Source organism: Streptomyces sp. NPDC031064 (genome assembly GCF_055570965.1).
In genome coordinates this window covers 79427-102781 of the sequence record NZ_JBVIGF010000014.1, presented here as the reverse complement: position 1 = coordinate 102781, position 23355 = coordinate 79427, and the positions used below count along the sequence as shown (strand labels likewise).

General features: G+C 71.4%; 12 protein-coding genes and 1 pseudogene. 9 read left to right on the top strand and 4 right to left on the bottom strand.

The window, feature by feature from the left end; all coding sequences use genetic code 11:
* The first annotated feature begins 498 nt into the window (after positions 1 to 498).
* The 4 genes and pseudogenes from ACZ46W_RS34880 to ACZ46W_RS34865 all read left to right on the top strand — a co-directional run bounded on the left by ACZ46W_RS34880 (position 499) and on the right by ACZ46W_RS34865 (position 3958).
* Positions 499 to 2037, top strand: a complete 1539-nt coding sequence (locus ACZ46W_RS34880; RefSeq protein ID WP_468346346.1) for a hypothetical protein — start codon at positions 499 to 501, stop codon at positions 2035 to 2037.
* Between the two features lie 482 nt (positions 2038 to 2519).
* On the top strand, positions 2520 to 2774 hold the full coding sequence (locus ACZ46W_RS34875) for a hypothetical protein (protein WP_468346344.1): 255 nt from the start codon (positions 2520 to 2522) through the stop codon (positions 2772 to 2774).
* Between the two features lie 168 nt (positions 2775 to 2942).
* A pseudogene (locus ACZ46W_RS34870) lies at positions 2943 to 3408 on the top strand (proteasome accessory factor PafA2 family protein); the annotation flags it as partial.
* Between the two features lie 22 nt (positions 3409 to 3430).
* A complete protein-coding gene (locus tag ACZ46W_RS34865; RefSeq protein ID WP_468346342.1) occupies positions 3431 to 3958 on the top strand; it encodes a hypothetical protein in 528 nt (175 codons plus the stop codon).
* Positions 3959 to 4105: 147 nt separating this feature from the next.
* Here the strand turns inward: ACZ46W_RS34865 and ACZ46W_RS34860 are convergent, their stop codons facing one another.
* Entirely contained in the window at positions 4106 to 4789 is a 684-nt protein-coding gene (locus ACZ46W_RS34860) for a hypothetical protein (RefSeq protein ID WP_468346340.1), read from the bottom strand.
* A gap of 383 nt (positions 4790 to 5172) precedes the next feature.
* Here ACZ46W_RS34860 and ACZ46W_RS34855 point away from each other — a divergent pair, with 383 nt between their 5' ends.
* The 3 genes from ACZ46W_RS34855 to ACZ46W_RS34845 all read left to right on the top strand — a co-directional run bounded on the left by ACZ46W_RS34855 (position 5173) and on the right by ACZ46W_RS34845 (position 7123).
* Positions 5173 to 5688 carry a hypothetical protein gene (locus tag ACZ46W_RS34855; protein ID WP_468346338.1) on the top strand — a complete coding sequence of 172 codons (516 nt, stop codon included), beginning with the start codon at positions 5173 to 5175 and terminating at the stop codon, positions 5686 to 5688.
* Positions 5689 to 5753: 65 nt separating this feature from the next.
* A complete protein-coding gene (locus ACZ46W_RS34850) occupies positions 5754 to 6242 on the top strand; it encodes a helix-turn-helix domain-containing protein (protein ID WP_468346336.1) in 489 nt (162 codons plus the stop codon).
* Positions 6239 to 7123, top strand: coding sequence for a hypothetical protein (locus ACZ46W_RS34845; RefSeq protein ID WP_468346334.1), 885 nt, complete (start codon positions 6239 to 6241; stop codon positions 7121 to 7123). Before ACZ46W_RS34850 ends, ACZ46W_RS34845 begins: the two co-directional genes overlap by 4 nt.
* A gap of 264 nt (positions 7124 to 7387) precedes the next feature.
* Here the strand turns inward: ACZ46W_RS34845 and ACZ46W_RS34840 are convergent, their stop codons facing one another.
* Both ACZ46W_RS34840 and ACZ46W_RS34835 read right to left on the bottom strand, forming a co-directional pair.
* Positions 7388 to 7912 carry a hypothetical protein gene (locus ACZ46W_RS34840; protein ID WP_468346332.1) on the bottom strand — a complete coding sequence of 175 codons (525 nt, stop codon included), beginning with the start codon at positions 7910 to 7912 and terminating at the stop codon, positions 7388 to 7390.
* Positions 7913 to 8141: 229 nt separating this feature from the next.
* Positions 8142 to 9242, bottom strand: a complete 1101-nt coding sequence (locus ACZ46W_RS34835; protein WP_468346330.1) for a hypothetical protein — start codon at positions 9240 to 9242, stop codon at positions 8142 to 8144.
* Between the two features lie 537 nt (positions 9243 to 9779).
* Between ACZ46W_RS34835 and ACZ46W_RS34830 the strand changes: the two genes are divergently transcribed.
* On the top strand, positions 9780 to 21665 hold the full coding sequence (locus tag ACZ46W_RS34830; RefSeq protein WP_468346328.1) for a hypothetical protein: 11886 nt from the start codon (positions 9780 to 9782) through the stop codon (positions 21663 to 21665).
* On the opposite strand, the gene ACZ46W_RS34825 is transcribed toward ACZ46W_RS34830, so the two are convergent.
* On the bottom strand, positions 21662 to 22387 hold the full coding sequence (locus ACZ46W_RS34825) for an LbetaH domain-containing protein (RefSeq protein WP_468346326.1): 726 nt from the start codon (positions 22385 to 22387) through the stop codon (positions 21662 to 21664). The two genes, ACZ46W_RS34830 and ACZ46W_RS34825, sit on opposite strands and share 4 nt — an antisense overlap.
* A gap of 90 nt (positions 22388 to 22477) precedes the next feature.
* On the opposite strand from ACZ46W_RS34825, the gene ACZ46W_RS34820 reads away from it, so the two are divergent.
* Complete coding sequence (locus tag ACZ46W_RS34820) at positions 22478 to 23353, top strand: glycosyltransferase family 2 protein (RefSeq protein WP_468346324.1); 876 nt, start codon at positions 22478 to 22480, stop codon at positions 23351 to 23353.
* Positions 23354 to 23355: the final 2 nt, after the last annotated feature.

The window sequence follows — 23355 nt, the reverse complement described above, 5'->3', positions numbered from 1 at the left end:
GGTATCTCGATCGCGGTGGCGGCGTACGTCGGCGTCCACCCGGGCCCGGACTCCGCCCGCCGCAGCGGGTGGTTGGCAGCTTGGCACCGTGGCTGCCGGGGGCCTTCGCCGGCCCCCGGACCCCCGCTCCCGTGGCACCGACCGGCGCGGCAAGGACTCGGGACGCTCCGGCCGGTGCGCGCCGGACGGCACCACGGCCCTGGTGTCGCCCCCGTCCGACCCGCCGCCACAGCAACCACACGGGCCACGAAATTGCACTCGATGCGCCGAACGCGCCCAGTAGCGCACTTCCTCGTTCCCGGACCGTTGTCGGTGCTTCGCGCTACCGTCGAAGAGGCCGCCGTACGTCGGCCTGACTCCGAGCCAAGTCCCCTCCCACGCGGGGGAAACGGCGACCGAGGACAAGGGGCTCCGCCTCACGTGCCGCATCCATCTGCCCCGTGGTCACGACCACCCACGGTGGGGATGCGTGGGATCTCCACCGGACGAAGGGATCTCGTGACCAGCGACAAGCAGTTCAAGAAGGACGTCCGCGCCCTCGCCGACGCCAAAGGCATCTCCTACACCGCCGCCCGCAGGCTGCTGCTGGCGGCCGCCGAGACCGCACCGGAGGCCGATGCGGCCCGCTACGGGTGGGCGGAGGTCACCGTGGACGCTCTTTCCGCCATCGTCGCCGAGCGCGGTGTCGTGCCGGTGACGGTGATCTGGGACGAGAGTGTCCGCCGGACCATGGTCCAGCGGGACAACGGCGTCCGCTGGGGCCTGGCCGAGCCTGCCGCCGACGGCTACGTCATCCGGGAAGTCGCCGACTGCATCAAGGCGGTGGAGAAGGGGACGCGGGTGCCCGTGCCGCACCGGTTGCCCGACGGCCGGGTGGAGGTCGCCGCAGTGTGGCCGGTTGTCTGGCTGTCCAGCGACCAGCCCTTTTGGCGGTTCGTGCACAACGGCTGGTCCGTCGAGCGGCCGGGCGACTTCCCCGACAGCCTCGACCCCGTATGCCCGAGCCGCGACCTGCCGTACGAGGTGCGCACCTACGACGTCCCGGACGGCGTCCTCGGGGAGGACCACAACGGCGGGGCGCCGAGCTGGTGGACGCGCGCCTGGTGCACCGACCTCGACAAGGCCCGGGAGCTGGCCGACGCACTCGTCGCCTACCGGCTGAGCGCCATCGAGCGGCCCGCCGGCGGAGACTGCGGGCGCCTGCGGGCCGAGGTCTGGGAGCACGTCACCACCGACCTCTCCACGCTGCCGACCCGGGTCCACCGGGCCGACGCCGCCCCGGACCGCCCGATGGTGCCCCGCCTGCCGTTCGACACCTGGCCGCCCGGGCGGCCGCAGTCCGCCCCGCCCACACCGGAGCCCGCCTGGTACCCGGGCGAGAAGCACCCGCCGACCTACGAACTGAAGGTGTGGCGCGAGGACACCGGGTGGACCTCGTACGCCTGGGTCACCGGCGGCCGCTCGGGCGGGAGCCTCGCGGCCACGCTGCTGCGCGTCGGCACCGGCGGCCCGTACCCGTTCGCCGAGACCTGGGGCCCGCGCCACCCCGACGCCTGGGCACACGACTGGACCCAGGAAGGCCGCGAGCTCACCGACCACCACCCGGACATGCCGTACAAGGAGCGCTCCGCCCACTACGACGCTCGCCGCCAGGAGAAGGAGGCCTGCCTCGTCGCCGCGCTCGCCGAGCGCAGCCGGGGCGCCCTCACCCCCGAGCAAGTCACCGAACGGCTCCGGGCCGGGGGCCAGGAGTACCGGGACTTCCTCCAAGTCGGTTCCGCCTGCATCGCCCGTGCCCTGAACCAAGCGCGCTGGGCGGCCGACGGAGATGAACGGCTGCGGATGCGCGAAGCCCTGGACGCTCTGGAGCGCCGCGGTGAGGTTGCGGACTGGGTCATCGACCTCACGCACACCTACCTGGCCACCAACCCCGACGCGCGCTTCACGGAGGGAGCACAGTTGTACGCGCGTAGGGCCTTGGCGGAGTTCCTCAGCCCCGGCTCGGCCCACGCTGTCCCCGGACTGTCCGCCGTCTGATCAGCCTGCCGGAACGGCAGGCAGTCCTCGTTCCCGTCGCGGCGTGCAGCCGTACGGCGACGTTGCCGCCCGGGCTGCGCTGTCAGGGCGCTGTGAGCGAGTTCAACGTGACACGGAAGCCCTGTCACTAACTGTAACTGATGCAGTGCGTGCAGTTACAGTGATCCTTTTGGTCTGCCCTCTGGCCCGGGTTTCTTTCCCCTATTGGGTTGAATTTTTCGCAGGGGCGTTCGAGGCGGAGGAAACCTGCTTCCGTGCAGGTAGAGGGAAAGATCACGTGGAAGGTTAGGCGGCGTGAATGCTCGCGCAAGTGGATTTGGTTGTCGGGTGGGCCTCGTAAGCTCTTTGCTGCGAGTTCGGCATGGAAAACGGAGAGCCCCACTGCGGCACCAGTGCTTTGGACGGCGTGGTGCAGCAGGGGGCCCACCGGACGGTGTGACCGGCTCGTGTCCAGGGATGGAACGAACTCATGAGGAGCATGAATGGCCACACCTGAAGACGAAGGTACCCCTTCGTCAAGCCATAAGCGTCATCACGGCGGCCACCCACTGGGTGAAGAATCGAACGCCCTGCTGACTGCGCACGCCACGCTCGTGCTCGTCGCTGCGGTGCTCATCGCCCTGATCTTCGGCGGCCTGACGTACCTCAGTGCGGGTAACGCGGCTGGCAGCGTGCTCGCCGGCCTCATGGCGGGAGGGGTGAGCGCCGTGGCGCTGCACAAGCTGATCGGTCCTTAGCCCGCGTACGGCTAACCGTGAGGCATGCCCCCTCGGCCCACCCCCCGTGCGAGGGAGATCGAGGGGGCTTTCCCCATCCTCGGCAGGCTGCTCGGGCGGGCGCCCTCCGGGCGCCGGTGTGGAGCTGCGGTGTCTTGAGAAGGCCCCCTGGAACGTCGCGGCCGGCCAGGGGCGCATCCAGAATACGCAGCTCCCGAATGCGACAAAGTGAGGGGACCGGTTACCCACGAGAAGGCGGGCGAGCGCATTCGCGCAGGGCTGCTCGTCGACACCGTACGCCGCCTGCACGAAGAGGGAATCTCGGGCGACGTCTATCTCTTCAAGAACAACACCGACTCGGCGGGAAACTCCTACGGCTGTCACGAGAACTACCTCGCCGCCCGTCACGGAGAGTTCTTGCGGCTCGCGGACATCCTCATTCCGATCCTCGTCACCAGGGACTTGCTCTGCGGCGCCGGAAAGGTGCTGCAGACCCCGCGCGGCGCCGTCTACTGCGTCAGCCAGCGCGCCGAGTACGTCCGGGGGCGTCAGCTCGGCGACGACCCGCTTGCCCATCATCAACACCCGCGACGAACCGCACGCGGACGCCGAGCGGTACCGCCGCCTGCACGTCATCGTCGGTGGCTCGAACATGCTCGCCGTAGCTGTACGAGATCATGGCCGCGTACGGCGGCCACACCTGGCCGCACGCGTCGGTCGTTGACCAGGCCATGAGCGACTTCGAGCAGTGGATGGCCGCCGTCGCAGTGACGCCCGGGCCGGACGAGGACCGCCTCGACCAGCTACGCGGCGGCGACGGGATCGACGGGATGGACGAGCGCGAACAGGCTGCGTGGGTGCTGCGCGTCATGGTCGACTACACCCGCGAGCCCATGGGCTGGCACGCCCGCGTCCTCGTCGGCCGAACCGGCCCCGAGTGTGCTGGCCCCGCCACGGGCTTCGGCCGCCTCAACCACACGGTCGTCGCCGTCATGGACCAGGCGCAGGCCCTCGCCAACATCACCCGCAGGCCGGTGAAGGTCATCCACGGCGTGAACGGCAAGCCGGATCGCTTCCTGCCCGCCCTGGCCAAGCACGCCCCCGGCGTGCGCGGCGTCGATTCCCCTGTGTGGGTCGCCTTCCCCGAGCCCCTCGCGGCCCCGGCGGCGCCCTGGGTCAGCCCCGTTAGGTCTGACGGTTCCTGAGAGCTGCACGGCAGTCCCGTCACCGGCCGCGGTCGCGCAGACCCGGCTCGCCGGCCGGGTCGTCAAGGGAACGGCGCGGGTGGACGAGCAGGCGCCCAGGGCCGCTACGCCGGGTGTTGCCGAGCCTGCATGTGGCGGCGACCCGGCCTAGATGTAGACGAGATTGAGCGAGTAGTGCGTGAACTCGAACTGGACGCCGCCGAAGATGGTGACAGGGCGCTTCCCGGCGGTGCCGTGGTGGTACTCCACGACAGCGCTGGTGATCCATTCGCGGACCGTGTTGAGATCATCCGCCTCATGATGCGCCACATGGCGAGCCCATCCGGCAAGCCGCCCCTCGCTGGTGACCAGGCCGCTTACGAGACGGTCGAGCGCGGCATACCGCTCATCGACGAGATGTAGATGGTGGCGGACCAGCCGGTCCACGGCAGGAAACCCACCCTCTGCTGCTGCTGCTCGCAGGTCGGACGCTTGAAGGAGTCCTTCGGTCAGATCGGCCGTGCGGTCCACGTACGCGGCAACATCGAGCCGCCGTGCCGCGGGGACGTAGTGGAACCTCCCGCTGCGCCAGCCCGCCCGGAAGTAGTCCGCATGCCAGGCGTCTACGTCCTTCCGAGGACGTAGACGGATCTCCGCATCCCCACACGTGAGCGTGTGCAGGTCGCGCCCCACTGCGCACCAGTCGCCGCTGGTACCGAAGCCGTCCCGAATGGAGTCCGCGAGGTTCTCCAGATCGTACCCGTGACCGCCCATCAGCTCCGGGGATGCACTTACCACGGGGATGTCCTGGACTCGGAGTTTCAGGGGGGAGATGTCGTAGTCGGCGACCATGGCGGGCTTCCCATCTGATCTCGGCGTAGGGGTATGCGGCACGGTCAACGAACGCGCGCAGCGGCCGGTACGCCGGTTGGGCCGTGCGAGCGTGGCTGCCCAGCGGCGCGGCAGCGAGTTCGTCCAACAGCTCCAGGACCTCGTCGCGGTTGATGGGAACCGTGCCGACACGGGCCCGCCGGCCAGCGGACGCCGAGGTTAACCCTGTTGGTTCCAACGCCCCTACCCCCCCCCCGACCGCCGGTCACCCGACGGGCGCCCAGCGGCTGCGGACCAGAAGACCTTCAGCCGCCCCCATATTGCGCCTTCCTATTTTAGGAAGCTACAATTGTGGCGGAAGTCAGGGGAACAGCCCCAGACTCGCACCGGAAGGACCCGGGCCCATGAGCATCACCACCTCCGCCGACCTCGCCGCCCTGCTGAACACCCACAGCCCGGCGACCCCCGAGGACGCGGCCGAGACCCCCCTGGACTGGACTGGCGGCCTGTGGGTCGACGGCGTCACCTACGAGGTCGACGCCACCGCCACCACCACCGACATCCTGGTGCTCGGCAACGGCGCCGCGGTCCGCTTCTCGCCCGCCGGCCAGTACTGCGGCGGCGAGGACGCCGGTTGCGGCCACGTCCGCAACGGCGCGGTCGCCTCCATGGCCGCGCACTGGGTCCCGGCCGACTTCGAGAAGTGGGACGACGACACGGACTGCACCGAGTGCAACGAGCCCACCTGCGGCGTGATGCGCGACTACCGGACGGTCAGCGTGTGGGACGGTGACGCCTTCAGCCAGAACGACGTCTACGACACCGTCGAGGACGCAAAGGAGGCCTACGTCAGGGAAGTCCAAGAGCTGACGAAGATGTCCGTCGAGACCGGCCGCCACGCCCACACCGAGGACGACTGACCATCCCACCCCCCTTCTCCCCAGCCCGCCCCCTCCCGGGGCGGGCCTCTGCCTTGGAGCCTGTCTTGACCGAGCACAAGAAGACCCGCCACTACACCGACCCACCGGGGATGCCCGAGGACGAGCGGATGACGTCCGCCGAGTTCAAGGTCGTACGCGAGTTCCTGGGGCTGACGGGTGACTGGCTCGCCGGACACCTGGGCGTCTCACCTCGGAGCGTGCGCCACTGGGAGCAGGGCAAGTACGCGATCCCGGACGGCGTCCGCATGGAGATCGAGGACCTGGAGCGCCGCACAGGCGAGTTCGTGGCCGGGTGCGTCGAGCGTCTGATGGACCTGCCCGATCCCGGAGTGATCACCTACCGGGACGATGCCGAGTACCACGCCGCCCACCCAGAGGTGCCCTTCCCGGCCTCATGGCACCGCGCCGTGGTCGCCCGCATCGCGCAGGAGGTTCCCGGCCTGTCGATCGCCTTCCCGGACGAGGCCTCTGACACGGCCAGCAGCGAAGACGAGCCGGGTGCCGACAGTCGCGGGAGGAACGCCTCCTCGTGACGATCCGCCCTCGCGCCCTGCCCAAGCTCCGTGCTCAGACGCTCCGGCGCATCGCCGCCCTCGGGCTGGACGACGGCAACTCTCCGCTCCTGCTACCCGGTGACGATGACCTGGTAGGGCACCTGTCCACCCACCTGCGCGCCGCCGAGCTGTACTGGGTCAGTGACGACATGACGGCGCTGGCCGTGCACGCGGGCGCGAGCCTGGCTGCGGCACGCTGGGCAACGGCCGACAGGCCGTCCCCGATCGGCCTCGCGGTGTTTGATGGGGGCCTGGGCATGGTCGACGTGTCCCCGGGGATTCAGGCGCCGGTCCAGGCCCTGGCCTGGGGACCGGGCCCGGGCCAGACGCTCACCGTCTGGCACATGCTCCACGGCCCCGATCTCTTCGCAGGGCTGCCCGGTGCAGACGCCAGTCGCGTGCCTCCGCTGCTGGCCGTGCGCGAGGCCCGCCTCCCGGTGACCGAAGAGCCCCTGCCGCTGGACGATCTGCCGGCACACGAAGGTATGCGCCCCTCACGGACGATCGTGGCCGCGCTGGCTGCCACATGGAACTTGATGCAGCAGCCCCAGCTCGTAGACCGGACAGTGCACGAGCCGGGAAAGGCGGATGCGAGGTCACTTCGGCGCGCAGCTATGCCGGACGCCGGGGTGACGCTGGTAGCTCTGCGCCGCCAGTACCGACCAACTGAGCGGGATCCCGATGCCGGATCGGACGGACGCCGCTACCGGCACCGGTGGGTCGTCTCCGGCCACTGGCGCCAACAGCCGCACGGGCCGGACCGGTCGCTGCGTCGGCAGACGTGGATCCCTGCCCACGTGAAAGGCCCGGAGGGCGCGCCGCTACTGGCGACAGAGCGCGTCAACGTCTGGCGCCGGTAGGGCGGCGGAGGGCGGCGAGACGCCGAAGGCGCCATCGGCGAGCAGCAGCGCGGACTGGTCCCCGTGTCGTCGGCGGGGCGGGCGGCCGACCTACGGCGGAGATCGGGAAGAGGGTCAGGCTCCGCCGGACGGCGCGCAGCGCGGCCCCAGCACCGCCGCTCCACGGCCTCGCTGTCCCCGGGTTCTACCGGTGCATGGAGCCCACGATCGAGAAGACGCGCACAGCTCGCCAACGCGAGATGGTGGTCTCGGTCGTGGTCTCCGTCATGCCTGTACCTCCGCGGTCTCGGTGGTGACGGGAAGGGCCCGGCCTCGGTCGGCAGGCCAGATGAGCTTGAGGAACTCCATGCGCCCCCCGTAGCTGCTGATGTCGACATGGGCGTTGGTCACCTCGTACGGCGGGTGGCCCCACCGCTCGATCCGCGCCGTGGCGGTGGGCCAGGGGATCCCGGGCCGCTCGGGTTCGAGGTAGCCGCTGAACTCCTGGTAGCCCGCGCCGCCGCTCCACGGCAGCGCGGGGCTGTGCAGCTCGGGCCCGTACACGGTGACCGCAGGTCCGCCCGTGAACGTCACGGTGGCCGGCGGGCGGGCCTGGGCAGGCTCGGGGAGCCTGCCCAGGTCGCGCAGCCACTGCTCGGCGGCGGCGCGGGGGAACGTGGGGCTCTCCTCGGTGCCGCCGGTGGCATCGAGCCCTCCGTGGCGGCGGCGCCAGGCGACGACGGCCGCGCGGCCGACTCCGGCCAGGCGGGCGATCTGGGCGAGGTTCACCTCGTCCTCGAAGTGAGGCAAGGGTGTGCGTCCTTTCTGCTCGTCAGGCAGATGCGGGGCTGGGGCCGGTGGCTGCTGGGGGCCTTCGCCGGCCCCCAGACCCCCGCTCCCCCGGCACCGCCCGGCGCGGACAGCGCTCCCGTGGTGCGGGTCGTGCGCGCCGGACGGCACCGGGGCCGTGGCACCGCTGACCTGGGCGAGTTCTAGATTTCCGACCGAAGGTGAGGCGGCATCAGGCCGCCGCCGGAGGTCACCGGAAGCTGGCCCGGGCCACAACGGCGACCAACTCGCCTCGGGCGGCCGCAGCGAGGAGTGCGTCCGGGTCGGGAGAGGAGACCGGCCCGCACAGCAGCGCGTGGCCAGCGATGTCGAGCAGACCCCACCAGTCCTCGAGCACCTTGACCTGGCCCCGCCACAGCCGGATGTCGTCCCAGCCCTCCATGTCGGTGTGGGCGACCTCTTCCAGGGCCTGGGCGGGGATGCTCGTGCGGATGCGCCAGTTGAAGTCCAGCTCAGGGAAGGCGCTGCCGCGCCCGTCCCACGGCTGCCACCGGCACTCGTCGCGCAGGTGCTCCAGCCCGGTCTTCTCACCGCGCGGCTCGAACGCAATCAACGGGAGCGGGCGCCCGTCGGCCATCTCGACGAACCCCAGGTGCAGGCCGTAGGCGCCCCCGGCCGCGCCCGCGCCCTCGGATCCGGCGACCTGGTTGGCGTAGAGGGAGACCTGGGTCTGAGGGTCGACCGCCGCGGCGACGTCCTCAGGAGACATACCGAGGTCGTCCGGGCTGATCACCTTGAACATGTCGGCGAGCTGCTCCGGCGTTGCCCCGCCCATCGCCCAGTGATCGAGCGCGTCCTCCAGCAGCTCCGACGCCTGCTCCGGCGTCATCTGCTCTACGGAGGTGAGCGCCGTCGCATCCGCGCCCATGAGCGCCTGCCCCTGGAGCATGTCCGTGACGGCCGCCACGGTCGGGCCCCCCTTGGCCAGGGCCATCCCGGCACGGGCCAGCGGCGCCCAGGCGCGGGTGGTGGGCGAGGCGAACGCCCCCGGAGTGGGGAGCGTGCTGTACGGAGCGGCCGCGAGCGCGGTGAGCGTCACGCGGTCCTCGACCATCTTCTTGGCCAGGGACCGCTGGCAGGGCTGGCAGGCGGTGCGGCACGCGGCGACGAGCCGGGCGGCAAGGTCCAGGTCGACTTCCCGGTCCCGGACGTGCGGGAGGTCCTTGAGGACGCTCATGTCCGGCAGAGGGGTGTGCTTGTGCGTGGTGTTCGCGGCCGCCGATGCGTGGGCGGCTCCGGTGCGCGCGGCCCTCTTCTTGGCGCGCTGCTTCTTCCCGTGCTTCTTGACCACGAGTTTCTCCTCGGTGGCGTGCAGCGGTTACCCATGACCCGTTGCACGCGGAGAACGTGGTGAACTGCGCGGCAAACGGAAGTGCGTCGTCGTGGACGAGCTGGTGATGCTCTCCGCACTGATGCGCTGGGACCTCCATCGGGTCCTGGCACCTTCGCCTCAGATGCCCCAGTCATGGGCTAGAGGCTGGCTTGGGCCTGTGCGTGGCCGTGCACGAGAACGATATCGGCCCCCACTGACAAAGAGCGCAGAAACCGGCCAAGACGCGGCCATAGAGATGCCGTTCGGAAACTCCGCATTCACCCGGGCTGGCCCCGGCGTATCTGGATCGAGGTTTTTGACCTTGGTCGGTAGGGTCCAGTGGGACGACGTGGCATGTGCTTGCTGACGTGCCACGGGAGTTACGTGGCACGGGGAGAGCGCATGGGGGATGAACTCGCGACGGTAGACACGGAAGCGCAGACCGCGTCCGAGACGGAATCGGCTGCCTCGCCTGGTCCGCTGCCTCTTCCCGAAGGGGTGGAGCCAGTCGACGGGGTGACGGGCTATCACGCGCTCATCAAGGACAGCTCGGTCACCGTCTTCGGTCCGGACGGCACCGAGATCGCCTCCGCTGCCCGACGGGGGTACAACGACGCCCTGGTCGGCCGGGTCGGTGACACCCGCCTGGTGAGCGACGGATACGGGGACGGGCGGCTGTCGTCGTTCGCGATGCTGGCCGCGCGCCACCACCGGGCGGCGACCGACCCGAACGTCCGCGACAAGGTCTGGGTGCGGTGGGAGGAAGACGGCGTCGCCGCGGTGTACGGCACCGACAAGTACGACGACGACGACGACCGTCGCGCGGTGAAGGCCGGGAACTTGTACTGGTCGGGGCAGCGCCAGGGATGGGTGACCGGCCGAAAGTGGAACCCGGGCACCCGCGACCGCAACCTCGCCGCCGTGCTGCAGGCGTTCTCCCGGCAGGACCGCAACATCGTGGTGCTCGGGCCCGGCCAGACCCCGGAGGACCTGGTCGCCTCGCCGGCGGCGGCCGCGGCCGTCCCGGCCCAGCAGGCCCCGCCGCCGGCGGCGGCCGCGCCCGCTCCCCCGCCCGAGCCGGAGCCTCTGGACCTCACCAGCCTGTCGTACGAGGAACTGGTGGAGGCGGAGGACGCCGCCGCCGTGGAGCGGTCCCGGGACTACAGCGCCACAGCGGAGGGGCGGTACCGGGCGCTGCGGCAGGAACGCGGCAAGCGGCTGCTGGACCGGGTGGCGACGGCGACGGCGGTCACCGAGCTGAGCAACGAGGAATTGGCCGCCGAGTACGAGTGGTGGCAGAAAAACCTCTACAAGACGCCGTTCCACTCCTCGGATGAGGAGTACCGGACGCTGGAGCGCCGCAACAAGGCGGTGCGCACCGAGCGGTACGCCCGCACCGCCCAGGTCCTCCTGGCCGGTCCGGCGGCGGACCTGGATGACGAGGCGCTGGAGAACGCCCACGAGCAGATCGGCCCGGTGTGGACGCGCCTGCCGAGCGACCACGAGCTGCACGACCAGGTCACCGACTACCGCAAGGCCGTCCAGGAGGAACGGGTCGCCCGCCGGGCACGGTCCTACAGCGAGCGGACGCCGGCGGGCGAGATGACGATGGAAGATCTGATCGCCGAGAACGCCGAGCTGGGGTCGAGCCTCAACGCCCGCAACGAGCAGTCCGCCTACTCCTACAGCGAGGCGGTCAGGGAGGCCCGGGCGGAGCGGCTGAAGGCCGTGGAGGCGGAGTGGTTCCAGCGGGGCATGGAGCAGCACCCGGAGGCGGCCCGCGCGACCCTGGGCGGGAGCCTCACCGGCCGCCGCACGGTGCTGATCGACGGCTCGGTGCGCACCTACGGCTACGTGGAGCGCCAGGGCCAGAAGTTCCGGGCCCTGGCCAACTACGACCAGCGCAGCAGCATCGGCGACTTCGACTCCGCACCGGCCGCGATGGCCGCCCTCGTGCAGCGCTACGACCAGGACCCGGAGACGCTGCCGCGGCGCACGTGGGGCCTGGAGCGGGAGGTGGACCTGCCGATCGGCTCCTACGACCCGCTGGTGTCGTGGTTGCGGCGCAGGCCTTCGGAACTCTCCCGCGAGCACGACCGGGTATTGACTCTCCTCACCCCCGACCAGATGCCGACGCAGACGAAAGTGGTGAACCCGCTCACGAACCAGGTGATGCGGGCCTACCCCTTTTACTTCGAGGAGGGGCTGCTCGGGGAACTGGCGCGGATCGCGGAGCGGACCACGGAGGACCTGCGCGAGCAGTCGCTGAATAGCAACCTGCCCAAGCGAGAGCGGGAGGCGGCCAAGCGGCGCATCCCGGCGTTGGGCGCCGCGCTCATCGGCGTCAACGCGGTGATCGAGCAGGTGCGCGCCGCCGGCGGCGACGTCGAACGGCGCGGTGTGGATCAGGGACGGCTGGCGGCGCAGATGGCGGCGCTGACCGGTACCGTCAACGAGCAGGAGGGAGGCGAGACGGATGGCGACGAACAGCCAGTACGCGACGCTGCTGCGCAGGCACTGGGAGGAGTTCCGGCCGCGGGAGCTGGCGGCGATGCAGGACCCGGATCGGTTCTTCCGGACGCTGGGGGCGCAGATGGGCGAGGCGATCGCCGTGGCGGAGGAGGACCTGGAGGAGAGCCTGGAGCCGGAGACGGACTACCAGGCGCGGGTCGGCCAGATGGCGCAGATCGCGGCGACGGCGCGGGAGCAGGTGCTGCGCGAGATGCTGCCGCCGCCGGAGGACGCGGACGGCCAGGCGGCGCCGCTGAGTCCGGAAGCGGCGGAGCTGGCGGCGATCCGCAGGGAGCTGGAGAACCTGTAGCGCGGTTCCGCCCTGATCCGGCCGACTTGCCGCGCGGCCCGCTGGCCCGGGCCGAGGCGAACCTCGAAGCCATCAAGGTGCTGCGAACGCTGGAGAACGACCGCCGCGGCGCCACCACCGAGGAAAAGCGCGTCCTGGCCCGCTGGTCGGGATGGGGCTCGGTCCCGACCGTGTTCCTCGACGAGCCGGACCCCGATGAGCCGATCTACCGGCCCGGCGGCGAGTGGGAGGGCAGGTTCGAGACGGACCATGCCCGCTGGGAGTCGTACGACCGGGTGCGCGGCGAGCTGCGGGAGCTGCTGGACCCCTTCGAGTGGCGGGCGGCGTCCCGGGCGGTGCTGTCGGCCCACTACACCCCGCAGGGCGTCGCTGAGGCGATGTGGCAGGGCCTGGTCGCGTACGGCTTCGACGGCGGGGAGGTCTTGGAGGCCGGGTGCGGGTCCGGCGCGTTCTTCGGGGTGGCCCCCCAGACCGCGCGGCTGACCGGCGTTGAGGTGGACCCCACCACCGCGGCGATCGCGGCCCGGATCTACCCGCACGCCAACGTGCTGTCCGAGTCGTTCACCGACACCGACGCCCCAGTCGGCACGTTCGACCTGGTGATCGGGAACGTGCCGTTCGCGCAGGCCCCCTTCGGGGAGCGCCGCTACGGCGCGACCGGGCACTCTCTGCACAACGGCTTCATCATCAAGCAGCTCGCACTGTTGCGGCCGGGCGGCTACATGGCCGTGATCACCTCGCGGTGGACGCTGGACGGCGAGGACACCGCCGCCCGCCGGGCCATGTCCCGCTGGGGCGATCTGACGGCCGCCTACCGCCTGCCGGCGGGCACCTTCGGCGAGACCGCCGACACCGACGTGGTCGCCGATGTGCTGGTCTTCCGCCGCCGCGCGGAGGGCGAGGAGCCGGGCGACCAGACCTGGATCGACGCGCCGGAGCGGGATCTCGGCGGCAACAGCCTCGCGGTGAACGCCTACTTCACCGAGCACCCGGAGAACGTGCTGGGACGCCTGACGTCCGAGACGGGACCGTACGGGCCGCGGGTGACGGTGCAGGGCGACCCGGCTGGGGCCCCCCGGCTGCTGCGCGAGCGGATGGAGGCCTCCGCCGCCGCGGCGATCGCCGCCGGCTTGGGCTACGTCCCGCATGAGGACGGGCCCGACCGCGCGCCGCTGCTGCTGCAGACCGCCCGCGAGAAGCACGCGTCGGATTTCACCGGCCGCCTCTACACCGACGACCACGGGCGGATCTGGCAGCACGTCAACGGCGAGGACCCGATCCGGGTCATCACCGCCGACGGCATCACCGGCACCGAGCAACTGCGGATGCTGCTGTCGCTGCGCGACACCGCGAGCGAACTGCAAGAGCTGGACCGCACCGGCAGCGATGCGGACCGCGCGAGCGAGGTCCGCAGCCAGCTTGCCCGGCTGCACACCGCCTACACCGAGGCGTACGGGCCGCTGTCCCGGCCCCGGCAGACCCGGATGGCGCTGCCGACCGACGAGGCCAGGGCCGCCGCCCGCGCCGCCGGCGTCGAGCTGGTTGACGACGAACGCCTGCCCACGGGCTGGGGCTGGTTCCGCCAGGACCCGCACGCCGCCGTCGTACTGGGCCTGGAGCACTGGGACCGGGCAAACGACCGGCCGGTGCCCTCCGAGGTCCTCACCCGGCGACCGGGCGCCCGCCGCGGCGACCTGAAGCCCACCGACGACCCGAAGACGGCACTGACGGCCGTGATGGGCGCCACCGGCCGGGTGGACCTGCCTCTGATCGCCTCACTGCTGGGCACGCCCCCCGAAGAGGCCCGCCGCCGCCTGGGCACCGAGGTCTTCGACAACCCAGTCACCAAGAAGCTGGAGCACGCCGGCGCCTACCTGTCCGGGCCGGTGCGGCAGAAGCTCGAACAGGCCCGCGAGGCGGCCGCCACCGATCCGACGTACGCGGTGAACGTCGCCGCGCTGGAGGCGGTGCAGCCGCCGCCGAAGCGCCTGGGGCAGTTCACCGCCCAGCTCGGCGCGCACTGGATCCCCGCCGAACTGGTGCAGGGGTTCTTGCGTGAGTACCTGGGCGACCCGACCCTCCAGGTCAGCCACAACGAGCGGTACGGCTGGTCCCTGGCCGCGGGCAAGGTCCCCGACGCGATCAACGCGCTCAAGGGCACCGAACGGCGCTCGGCGGTCCACATCGCCAAGGCCCTGCTCGGACGGGCCTCCATGGTGGTGAACACCCTGGACGGCGTCGGGGTGGACGAAGACGCCACCCGCGCCATGCGCTACAAGGCCGACGCGATGCGGTCGGCGTTCGAGGACTACTGCACCGCCAGCACCGCCCGGGTCACGCTGCTCACCGACGCCTACAACCGGCAGATGAACGGGCACGTCGTCCGCAGCTACGACAGCCTCACCCCGACCCTGGAAGGGTTCACCACCGAGCGGACCCCGCACCCGTGGCAGCTCTCGGCGGCCGCACGGATGCAGTTCGAGCGCGGCGTCGTCCTCGCGCACGAGATGGGCCTGGGCAAGACCACCACGATGGTCATGGGCTCCCAGGCCCTCAAGGCCTCCGGCCAGATCGCCAAGCCGTTCGCGGTCGTCCAGCCCAGCCTGGCCCGGCAGTGGCTGGACGAGGCCAAGCTGCTCTACCCCAACGCCGACATCCACCTGATCACCTCCGACGACCTCGCCGGCGGAGATCGCCGCCGGGTCCTGGAGTGGCTGCGCTCGAACACCCCGGACCTGGTGATCTTCACCGAGGGCGCGTTCGGGTCGATCCGGATGAGCCCCGAGCAGCAGGAGCTGTACCTCTTCCGCGAGCTTGAGTCGCTCAAGGAGCAGTTGGAGCGCGAGCGCGGGGTGCCGCACAACGCCTTCGCGCTGATGAAGCTGGAACAGCGCCTGGCCACGGTGGAGGCCCGCATCCGGCGCAACGACGCGCCGATGCGCACCCCGGGCGAGGTCTACTGGGACGACCTCGGGTTCGACTACGCGCTCGTCGACGAGGCCCACCGCTTCACGGCCGTGGGCTTCCGCTCGAAAGAGGCCGGTGGCGAGAGTGCGAGCGTCCGCGCGGTCGACATGCACCAAAAGCTCTCCTGGCACCACCGGATGGCGGAGTTGGACGGCGGCCGCCCGACCGTCACCCTCGGCACCGGCACGCCGATGGAGAACTCCATCTTCGAGCAGTACGCGGTCCTCGAACTGGCGACGCCGTGGCTGCTCGACCAGTTCGGGGTGCACGGCCCGGACCTGTGGTCGGACACCTTCGGGCAGAAGGTCCAGCGCATCGAGATGGCGCCGGACGGCAGCGGCCTGACGATCGTGGAGCGGTTCTCCCGGTTCGTGTCGAAGTCCACGATGAAGACGATGTGGGGGCTGGCCACCGACACCAAGACTGGCGACGACGTCGGGATCGAGCGGCCAAAGCTCGCCGGCGGCGCCCCCGAACTGGTGCTGGTCGAGCCGACGGCCGACCAGCGCGCCCGGCTCCAGTCCCTGGTGGCCAGGGGTCAGGCGATCCACGCCGGTGAAGTCACCCGCGACGAGGACAACATGCTGGCCGTCTCCGGCGAGGGCCGCGCAGTCGCGCTGGATCCCCGGCTGGTGGACGCCAACGCGCCCGCGGCGAACAAGCTGGTAACGGCGGCCGACATCATCGCGGCGGGGTACCACGCCCACAAGGACCACACCTACGCCGTCTCCAGCCGCGACGACACCCCGCACCCGGTCCCCGGCGGGCTGTTCTTCGTCTTCTGCAACAGCGGCACCCCCGGCGGCAACAACAAGGGCGGCTTCGACGTCTACGCCGAGCTGCGCGACCTGCTCGCCGCCCGCGGTGTCCCCCGCGACATGGTCCAGTTCGCGCAGGAACACCACACCCCGGAGAAGAAGGCCGCGATGACCGAGGCCGCCAACAACGGCGGCATCGCGGTGCTCATGGGCTCCAGTGAAGTCCTCGGCACGGGCTTCAACGGCCAGAACCGGGCCTACGCCCTGATGCATCTGGACCAGGACTGGACCCCGGCCATGATGATGCAGCGCAACTACCGCGTCATCCGCCCCGGCAACCAGCACGAGGAAGTGAACATCTACTTCCTCGCCACCAAGGGCAGCATGGACGCCTGGCAGGTCGGCCTGCTCACCTCCAAGGCGGAGGGCCTGCGCGACATCCAGCGCCCGCCCGGCGAGGGCGACGACGACAACGACACGGTCGAAGAGATCGGCGCGAGCGACTGGGACTACGCCACGATGGCCGCCGAGATCGGCGGCAACCCCTACATGAAGCAGTTCATGGAGGCCAAGATCCACCTCCAGGGCCTGGAGGCCGACCGGCGCAACGCGGCCGCCGACCGCGTCCGCCAGGCCGAGCTGCTGCTCGCCAAGGAGACCGAACTCTCCAGCACCCAGCACGCCATCGCCGCCCGGGACGCCGCTCTGCCGAAGGTCACCGCCACCATCCGCGGCGACGCCTTCCGCATCCGGGTCGGCGGCCGCGACTTCGACCAGCGCGGCGAGGCCGGTCCGGTCCTCCGCCAGGCCGTGGCCGATGCCTTGCGCGGCCACAGCAGCCTCGGGATGGGGCCGTGGACAAAGCTCGGCACCTTCGGCGGGCTCGACTTCGCGGTACGGCCGGAGATCCTGGAGGGCGGTGCGGAGATCCGCGCCCACGTCGGCTTCCCCGACCTGCGGCACAGCGAATCCGTCTGCTCCATCGGCGACCTGGCCAACCCGCGGTTCGGCGGCACCATCATCGGCCGCCTGGCGACCGCGCTGGAGAAGGCAGAAGACCACCAGCTCATGGACCGCGAGCGTCTTCCGGTACTGGAAGCCGAGATCGCGCTGCTCACCGCGCAGCAGGCCGCGGTCGACTACGGCCCGGCCATCGAGCACGCCCGGCGCCGCGTCGAGCTGCTGGACGCCGTCGTCGGGGCGATCACCGAGCGGGACAAGCTCCCCGAGCTGACCGAGTCCATGCTCGATCCGGAGAAGTACCGCACCCCAGAGAGCCGCCAGAAGGCCATCCGCGAGCGCGCCGAGCAGCGCGCACCCCACCAGGCCAAGGTGGACCAGGCCGCAGCCGCCCTCGCCGCGTACGACCAGACAACCCCCGCCCCCGAGCTGCCCACGGCCCCCGCGCCGGCACTGGTCCCCGCGCCCGACGCCACGGTGGCCGAACCCACCGACAACTCCGGCGACCGCGCCGCGAATGGGCACATCAGCGACCCACAAGCACCACCGGAACCAGGTGACAGAACCGAGGAGCCGACGACTCAGACCACCGAACCGCCCGGCGACGGGTACGGGACGGCCGACCTGTACGAGACGTTCGGCATCACGCCACCCGAACGCGTCCCGGCCCCGGCGCCGCAGGAGGCGCCCGGCCCCGGGGCGGAGGCGGAGGAGTCCGCCGGCGTCTCGGACGGGCAGATGACCGTGGAAGAGCTGAAGCCCGAAGCGGTCCCGGCCGAGCCGGACGCCGCTGCCACGCGGGACGACGGGCGGGAACGCAGGACCAGCGCGGACGGGCGGAGCCCGGGGGGCGACGAGGACCAGCCCGCGCCGGACCGGCCGACCGACCGTACGCAGGAAGGGGGGAGCGTGGCTTCCCAGAGCGCAGAGACGGAGCAGCTCGGGTTGTTCGGCGAGCCGCCCCCGGACGCGACAGACGGGCAGGCGGAGCCGGATACGGCCCGGCCAGCAGCCGCGAACAGCGAGGAAGCGGCGCCCGACGACCTGATGCGTGCCCAGATGGCCATGACCGAGGTGACCGGCGCGGCAGGCATCAAGTACGACCTGTTCGGAAGCTGGACGCCCGGCGACCCGCCGGAGCGGATCGTGTTTCGCGTCGTCCGCCAGTCCCGCGGCGTGACGGGCACCATGGACTTCACCGGCACGCGTGACGAGTGCCTGGCCTACATCGAGACGGAGTCCGCCGTACGGTCGGCCGCCGAAGCCGTGGACGGGAACAGTGAGGAGCAGGCGGCCGCGCTGGCGTGGCTCCGCGAGGCACAGGCGACCGCCGCCGGCCCGGCTGCCCCGGAGGAGACGACGCTGCCGGACCTGGATGTGGTGCTCCTGGATGTGGACGTGCCGGCGCTCGATCCCGCCGAGCCGTACACCACCGACGCCGAAGCCCATGCCGACATCGACCGGTTGGGCGAGGCGTTCGCACAGTTGGCCGCCCTGCCCGCCGTCCAGCGCTACTACGACGCCGACCGGCAGCAGCGCCCCGACGGCAACGGCGATCCGACCAATCCCATCGCGCAGCTCGCTGAGGCGTACCGAGATGCCGAGCGGACCCTGCGGGAGGGCCCGGTGGGCTCGCCGGACGATCTGGTGCGCCAGGTCCACACGGTGGCGGCCTGGAGCGGTGCCTTGGAGGCGGTCGTCGGTGAAGACCTGCGCGGCCCGCTGAGGCAGGTGCAGGAGGCCGCCAGTCTCCTCGCCTCCCGTTCGCGGGCGACGATCGCCGCCTTCGCCGGCTCGGAGCCCCAGGCGACGCCTGCCGAGTCGGTGACTGTCCCGGAGACAGACGCGCAGGAGACCGAGCTGACCACACCACCCGCCGGTCAGAGCACGGGACAGGAGGCGGATGGCGCGAGGCCTGCTGATGAGGCTGCGGCCGAAGGTGAGCGGCGGTCAGGGCTCCCGGGGGGCTTCGAGCGCTTCGCCCGCGTGTACCACGACGGCCAGGAGTACGGGGTCAACTCCGTCTCTGAGGATGGCCTTACCGTCTCCGTCGGCCAGGGGCTCACTTTTCCCAAGAGCGAGCTGACCCCTGCGGCAGATATGCCTCCCGTCACCAGCCGCCAGATCGCCGAGGGCTGGTGGGAGTACGAATATCAGGGCCGTACCTACACCGCGGCGAACTTGCCGGACGATCTGGTGCGCGGCCGCCTGGTCAACCTGTCCGTCGTGGTCGTGGACGAGGAGGGAGAACTTGTCGCACGCAGCTTCGGTGTCCCGTTCAAGAACACCATCATCTGGGCGCATGCCCATCCTGGTGTTCCCGCGCCGAATGTGGCCGGGTGGCTGCGCGTTGGCGGTGACTCGACCTGGCCCGAGTACAGCGACGCGGAGCGTGCGTACATGATGGCGGGCCCACCGATCGAGCAGATGGCCTTCGGCCTCGACGCCGACGCGGAGGTGGTCGACGTGGCCGCCGTGGACGAGGCGGCGCCGGACGGCGGCCCCGCCCCGGATCGGGAGACGGATGCTGCTCGCGGATCGGAGCCCGCAGAGGCTCCGGCGCCAGTCGTGGACGGAGTCGATATGGCGGAGCCCGCGCCGGAGCCCCAGGACGTCCTGGAATCCGCAGCCGCTGCCGTCAACGCCACGACGAACACCGAGGCGGACACCGCCGCTGACGGCGATCAGGTGTCGCCGGAGCGCCAAGACGTGCGGGAACCGGCGGCCGCCGTCGAGCAGTCTGCCGGCCCGGCCGAACAGCCTCCGCCATCAGCGGACGGCGACCAGCAGGCAGCAAAGTCCGGCCCGACAGCCGCGCCGACGGACGCGGCCCGGGCGGGCGGGGACGCCCCCAGCGACGAGACGGCGCATGACGCTTCGGAGGAACCGACCATGACCACCCCGCCGATCCCGGAGACCACCGACGCGCCGGACGAGCCGGTCACCGAGGAGCCGCCCGCGCCCCAGCGCTACTTCGAGACCGTCGCGCTCGCCGGGGACACCGGCTATGGCCTGCGCCTGTCCGGGCTGGACGGTCAGCCGGTCGACTCCGGCGACGTGCTGCGCGGTGACCTCGTCATCGCCACCATCCACCCAGGTGCCGAGGGGAAATGGTTCGCGCGCCTGGCCGCCGAAGGTCTGCCTGCCGACCTCACCTACCTGACCGACTCGCCGCAGGATGCGGCGGTCAACGCGGCCGTCATGTACTCCGCGTTCACCGGCGCCCCGGCCGGTCCGCCCGTCGGCGCGGCCGCCGGTGACGGGCCTCAGCAGCGGGTCGACGCCCTACGGGCCAACCTGCGCGACGCCGCCGTGCGGCACCGGGAAGCGGTCGCCGCCGCGGCCGCCCGTGCCTACACCGCCTTCGAGGAGAACGAGCGCTTCCGGGAGCTGGTCGGCAGTCTCGACGGCTTGGCGGCTGCGGTGTCCGGGGGCTACGGCTCTCAGCAGATGACGCAGCACCTCGACGCCGTCCAGCGGGCCGTCGACAACTGGGGCGGCTCGCTGCCGGCCGACCCGGACCATCCCGAGCGCCGTCAGCTCGCCTACCCGCTGGCTCATCTCCTGTACGACTCCCGGCGCCTACAGGACCAGGTGCAGGCCACGCTCGCCGCGGTCCAGGCGGAGCAGGTCGCCGTCCGCGACCAGACGGCCGCTGCGGCATCCACCCCGGAGGCGAGTGCCGTGCCGGCCGCGCCGAAGAACACCGCGGCGGTCCCCGAGACGCGGCGGGACGCCACGGAACCCAGGAATCACGAGGTCCCGAAGTCCCGGAGTGTCGAGACAGCACGGGAGGAGTCCCCGGCTGTACCGGCCGGTACTGCGGACGCGCCCGACACTGAGACGTCGGCCAGCACCGTGACACCCAACGGTGACGGTCCGGCCCTGGACGCCGCCGTCGACGGCATCCGCCGGGCCCTGGAAGACGCCCTCCAGGCCAGCCAGCCGGAGGCGGCCGCGCAGTCCCCCGGTGAGCTGCCACTGTGGACCGGCACGGAGGCCTCGCCCGCAGACACCGCGGCGACGGAACCCGCGACCGGACCGGTGGACCTCCGCGCCGAGTTCCAGGCAGTCATGGAGGCCTTCACCGAGCACGTACCGCCGGAGAACGGCACGGCGCAGGACCTGGTCGCCGACCTCGACGCCGACCTCACCACGCTGCAGCAGGCCTTCGCTGAGGCCGTCGCACCGCCCTCCCCAGCCGAACCGCCGTCCCCGGTCCAGGCTGACGCCGCCGCTGCCGAGCCGGGAGCGGAGACCACCACGCCCGTCTCACAGCAGGCCGATGCCGTCAACGCAGCCCTCCAGCGGGCCGATATGCACGCCGCGGCGCTCCAGGACCTCCCGGAGTGGGAGAAGATCCAGACGGTGCGCGGTGCGATCGGTCACCTTGTCCGCGTCATGAGGGAGCGGGCCGGGGAGCACTTCGACCGCCTGATGGGCGACGGCCGCGTCGGCGAGTTCTTCCGCAAGGTCTCGATCCGCGCCTGCGAGAAGGTCGCCCAGTGGGCGCAGGCGGCGGCGGACCGCCTCCGGCGGAGGGGAAAAGAGAAGGACTCCGACGCCCCGGCGGCCGCGGCACTGCGCGACCTGGCGGACGCCGCTACCGCCTACAGCTCACCCGCCGAGGGCCGCACCGGGCCGCCGCCGACGTCGCGGGACGCCACATCCACCACGGTGGACATCCCGGCGATGCGGCAACTCGGGGAGGCACTGTCCCGTCCCCTTCCCGAAGCCAAGGACGGGCGCGGTCCGCGCGTCTCCACGGCGGCCGCGCGGGGCAGGTCGACCACACGGCGCGGCGAGAAGAAGCCGGGCAACTCCACGGAGCAGGCGGGGCATCTGCGTCGCGCCGGCGCCGAGCAACAGCAGAACCGCAAGCCGACGCAGCACTAACCCAGACGCGCTGCCTGTGCGGTGGACGGCTCACGAGACCGGCGGCGCCGGACGCTGGTCTGGGCTGTGTGTGGGGCGGTGAGGGTGCAGTCTTCTGGGATGGTGCGGATGGCCAGGGTCACGCCGCTGGTGATCTGGCAGCGTCGGCCGATGGCGACGCCGGGGCCGATGCTGATGTTGTTGCCGGTTTGTGTGTCGTCGCCGATCACGGCTCCGAACTGGGTTGTCCCGGTTCGGTACAGGCCGGTCGTGGTCCGCGTGATGACTTCCCGGTCGGGCTTGCGCATGTCGGTGGTCATGTTGATGGCGGCGACGGTGACGTTGGCGGACAGGTGAGTCCGGGCGCCGAGGATGGTGCGGTTGATGCCGATCCTGTGTCCCAGGACGGCGTCTTCTCCGACGAAGGCGGCGGTGACCTCGCAGTTGAACCCGATCTGAGCGCCGGCGCACAGGATGCTGCCCTTGCGGACGGTGGTGAACTCGTGGACCTTGACGTCCGGGCCGATGATCACGTCGTCCCCGATGATCGCTGATGGGTGGATGTAGGCGGAGGGGTGGATGCGCTGGTCTTCTCCCAGCAGGACCAGGGCCTCGCGCTGGAGGCCGGGCCACTGGGCGAGGAAGTCGGCCAGCTCGAACGTCTCCAGTGCCTGGTAGGGGGTCGTGGCGATGGCTCCGCGGGTGGGGGCGGTGACGTAGTCGCCGAGGCTGATCCGTGCCATGGGTGGTGGCCTTTCTCTCGGTCGGGCGCGGGGGTTGGGCGGCGGTAGGCTCGCCGTTCACCTGACCCCTGGATGGAAGTGGTGGTGGTCGTGTCCCGGCCGCGTGTGGGTGTCGCCGTGCTGACGATGGGCGACCGGATGCCTGAGCTGCTGGCCCTGCTGGACTCGGTGGCGAAGCAGGACGAGCCGGCGGCCCGGATCGTGGTCGTCGGCAACGGCACGGCCCTGCCGGGTCTGCCCGAGGGCGTGACCGGGGTGGAGCTGGAGGAGAACCTGGGGGTGTCCGGCGGCCGGAACGTCGCCTGGCACCGGCTGCGGGAGTTCGGCGACGTCGACGTCCTGGTGGACCTGGACGACGACGGCCTGCTGGTCGAGGCGGACGTCTTCCGGCGGATCGCGGACCTGTACGCGGAGGATTCCCGTCTGGGCATCGTCTCCTTCCGGATCGCGGACGAGACCGGCGCCACGCAGCGCCGCCACGTGCCCCGCCTACGAGCCGGTGACCCGATGCGGCGCGGGCTAGTGACCACGTTCCTGGGCGGCGGGCACGCCCTGTCGATGCCGATGCTGGAGGAGACCGGGGGCTGGCCGGACGCCTTCTTCTTCACCCACGAGGAGACCGACCTGGCCTGGCGGGCCATCGACCGGGGCTGGAACGTCCTGTACGAGCCGGAGCTGGTCCTCCAGCACCCCAGGACGTCCCCGGCCCGGCACGCGGTCTACTACCGGATGACGGCCCGCAACCGGGTCTGGCTGGCCAAGCAGCACCTGCCGGCCCCGCTCGTTCCCCTCTACCTCGGGGTGTGGGTGGCCCTGACCGTGGCCCGGGCGCGGTCGCTTGCCGGTCTGCGGGCCTGGTTCGGCGGGTTCGCCGAGGGCGTCAAGACGCCTTGCGGCCCGCGCCGCCCCATGCGGTGGCGCACCGTGTGGCGGCTGACCCGGCTGGGCCGCCCCCCGGTCATCTAGAG

What these genes read in the sequence shown, in the direction of transcription:
- ACZ46W_RS34860 (WP_468346340.1), bottom strand. Translation starts at nt 4,789, where the DNA reads ATGGTCGCCGACTACGACATCTCCCCCCTGAAACTCCGAGTCCAGGAC.
- ACZ46W_RS34875 (WP_468346344.1), top strand. Translation starts at nt 2,520, where the DNA reads ATGGCCACACCTGAAGACGAAGGTACCCCTTCGTCAAGCCATAAGCGT.
- ACZ46W_RS34855 (WP_468346338.1), top strand. Translation starts at nt 5,173, where the DNA reads ATGAGCATCACCACCTCCGCCGACCTCGCCGCCCTGCTGAACACCCAC.
- ACZ46W_RS34865 (WP_468346342.1), top strand. Translation starts at nt 3,431, where the DNA reads ATGGCCGCGTACGGCGGCCACACCTGGCCGCACGCGTCGGTCGTTGAC.
- ACZ46W_RS34825 (WP_468346326.1), bottom strand. Translation starts at nt 22,387, where the DNA reads ATGGCACGGATCAGCCTCGGCGACTACGTCACCGCCCCCACCCGCGGA.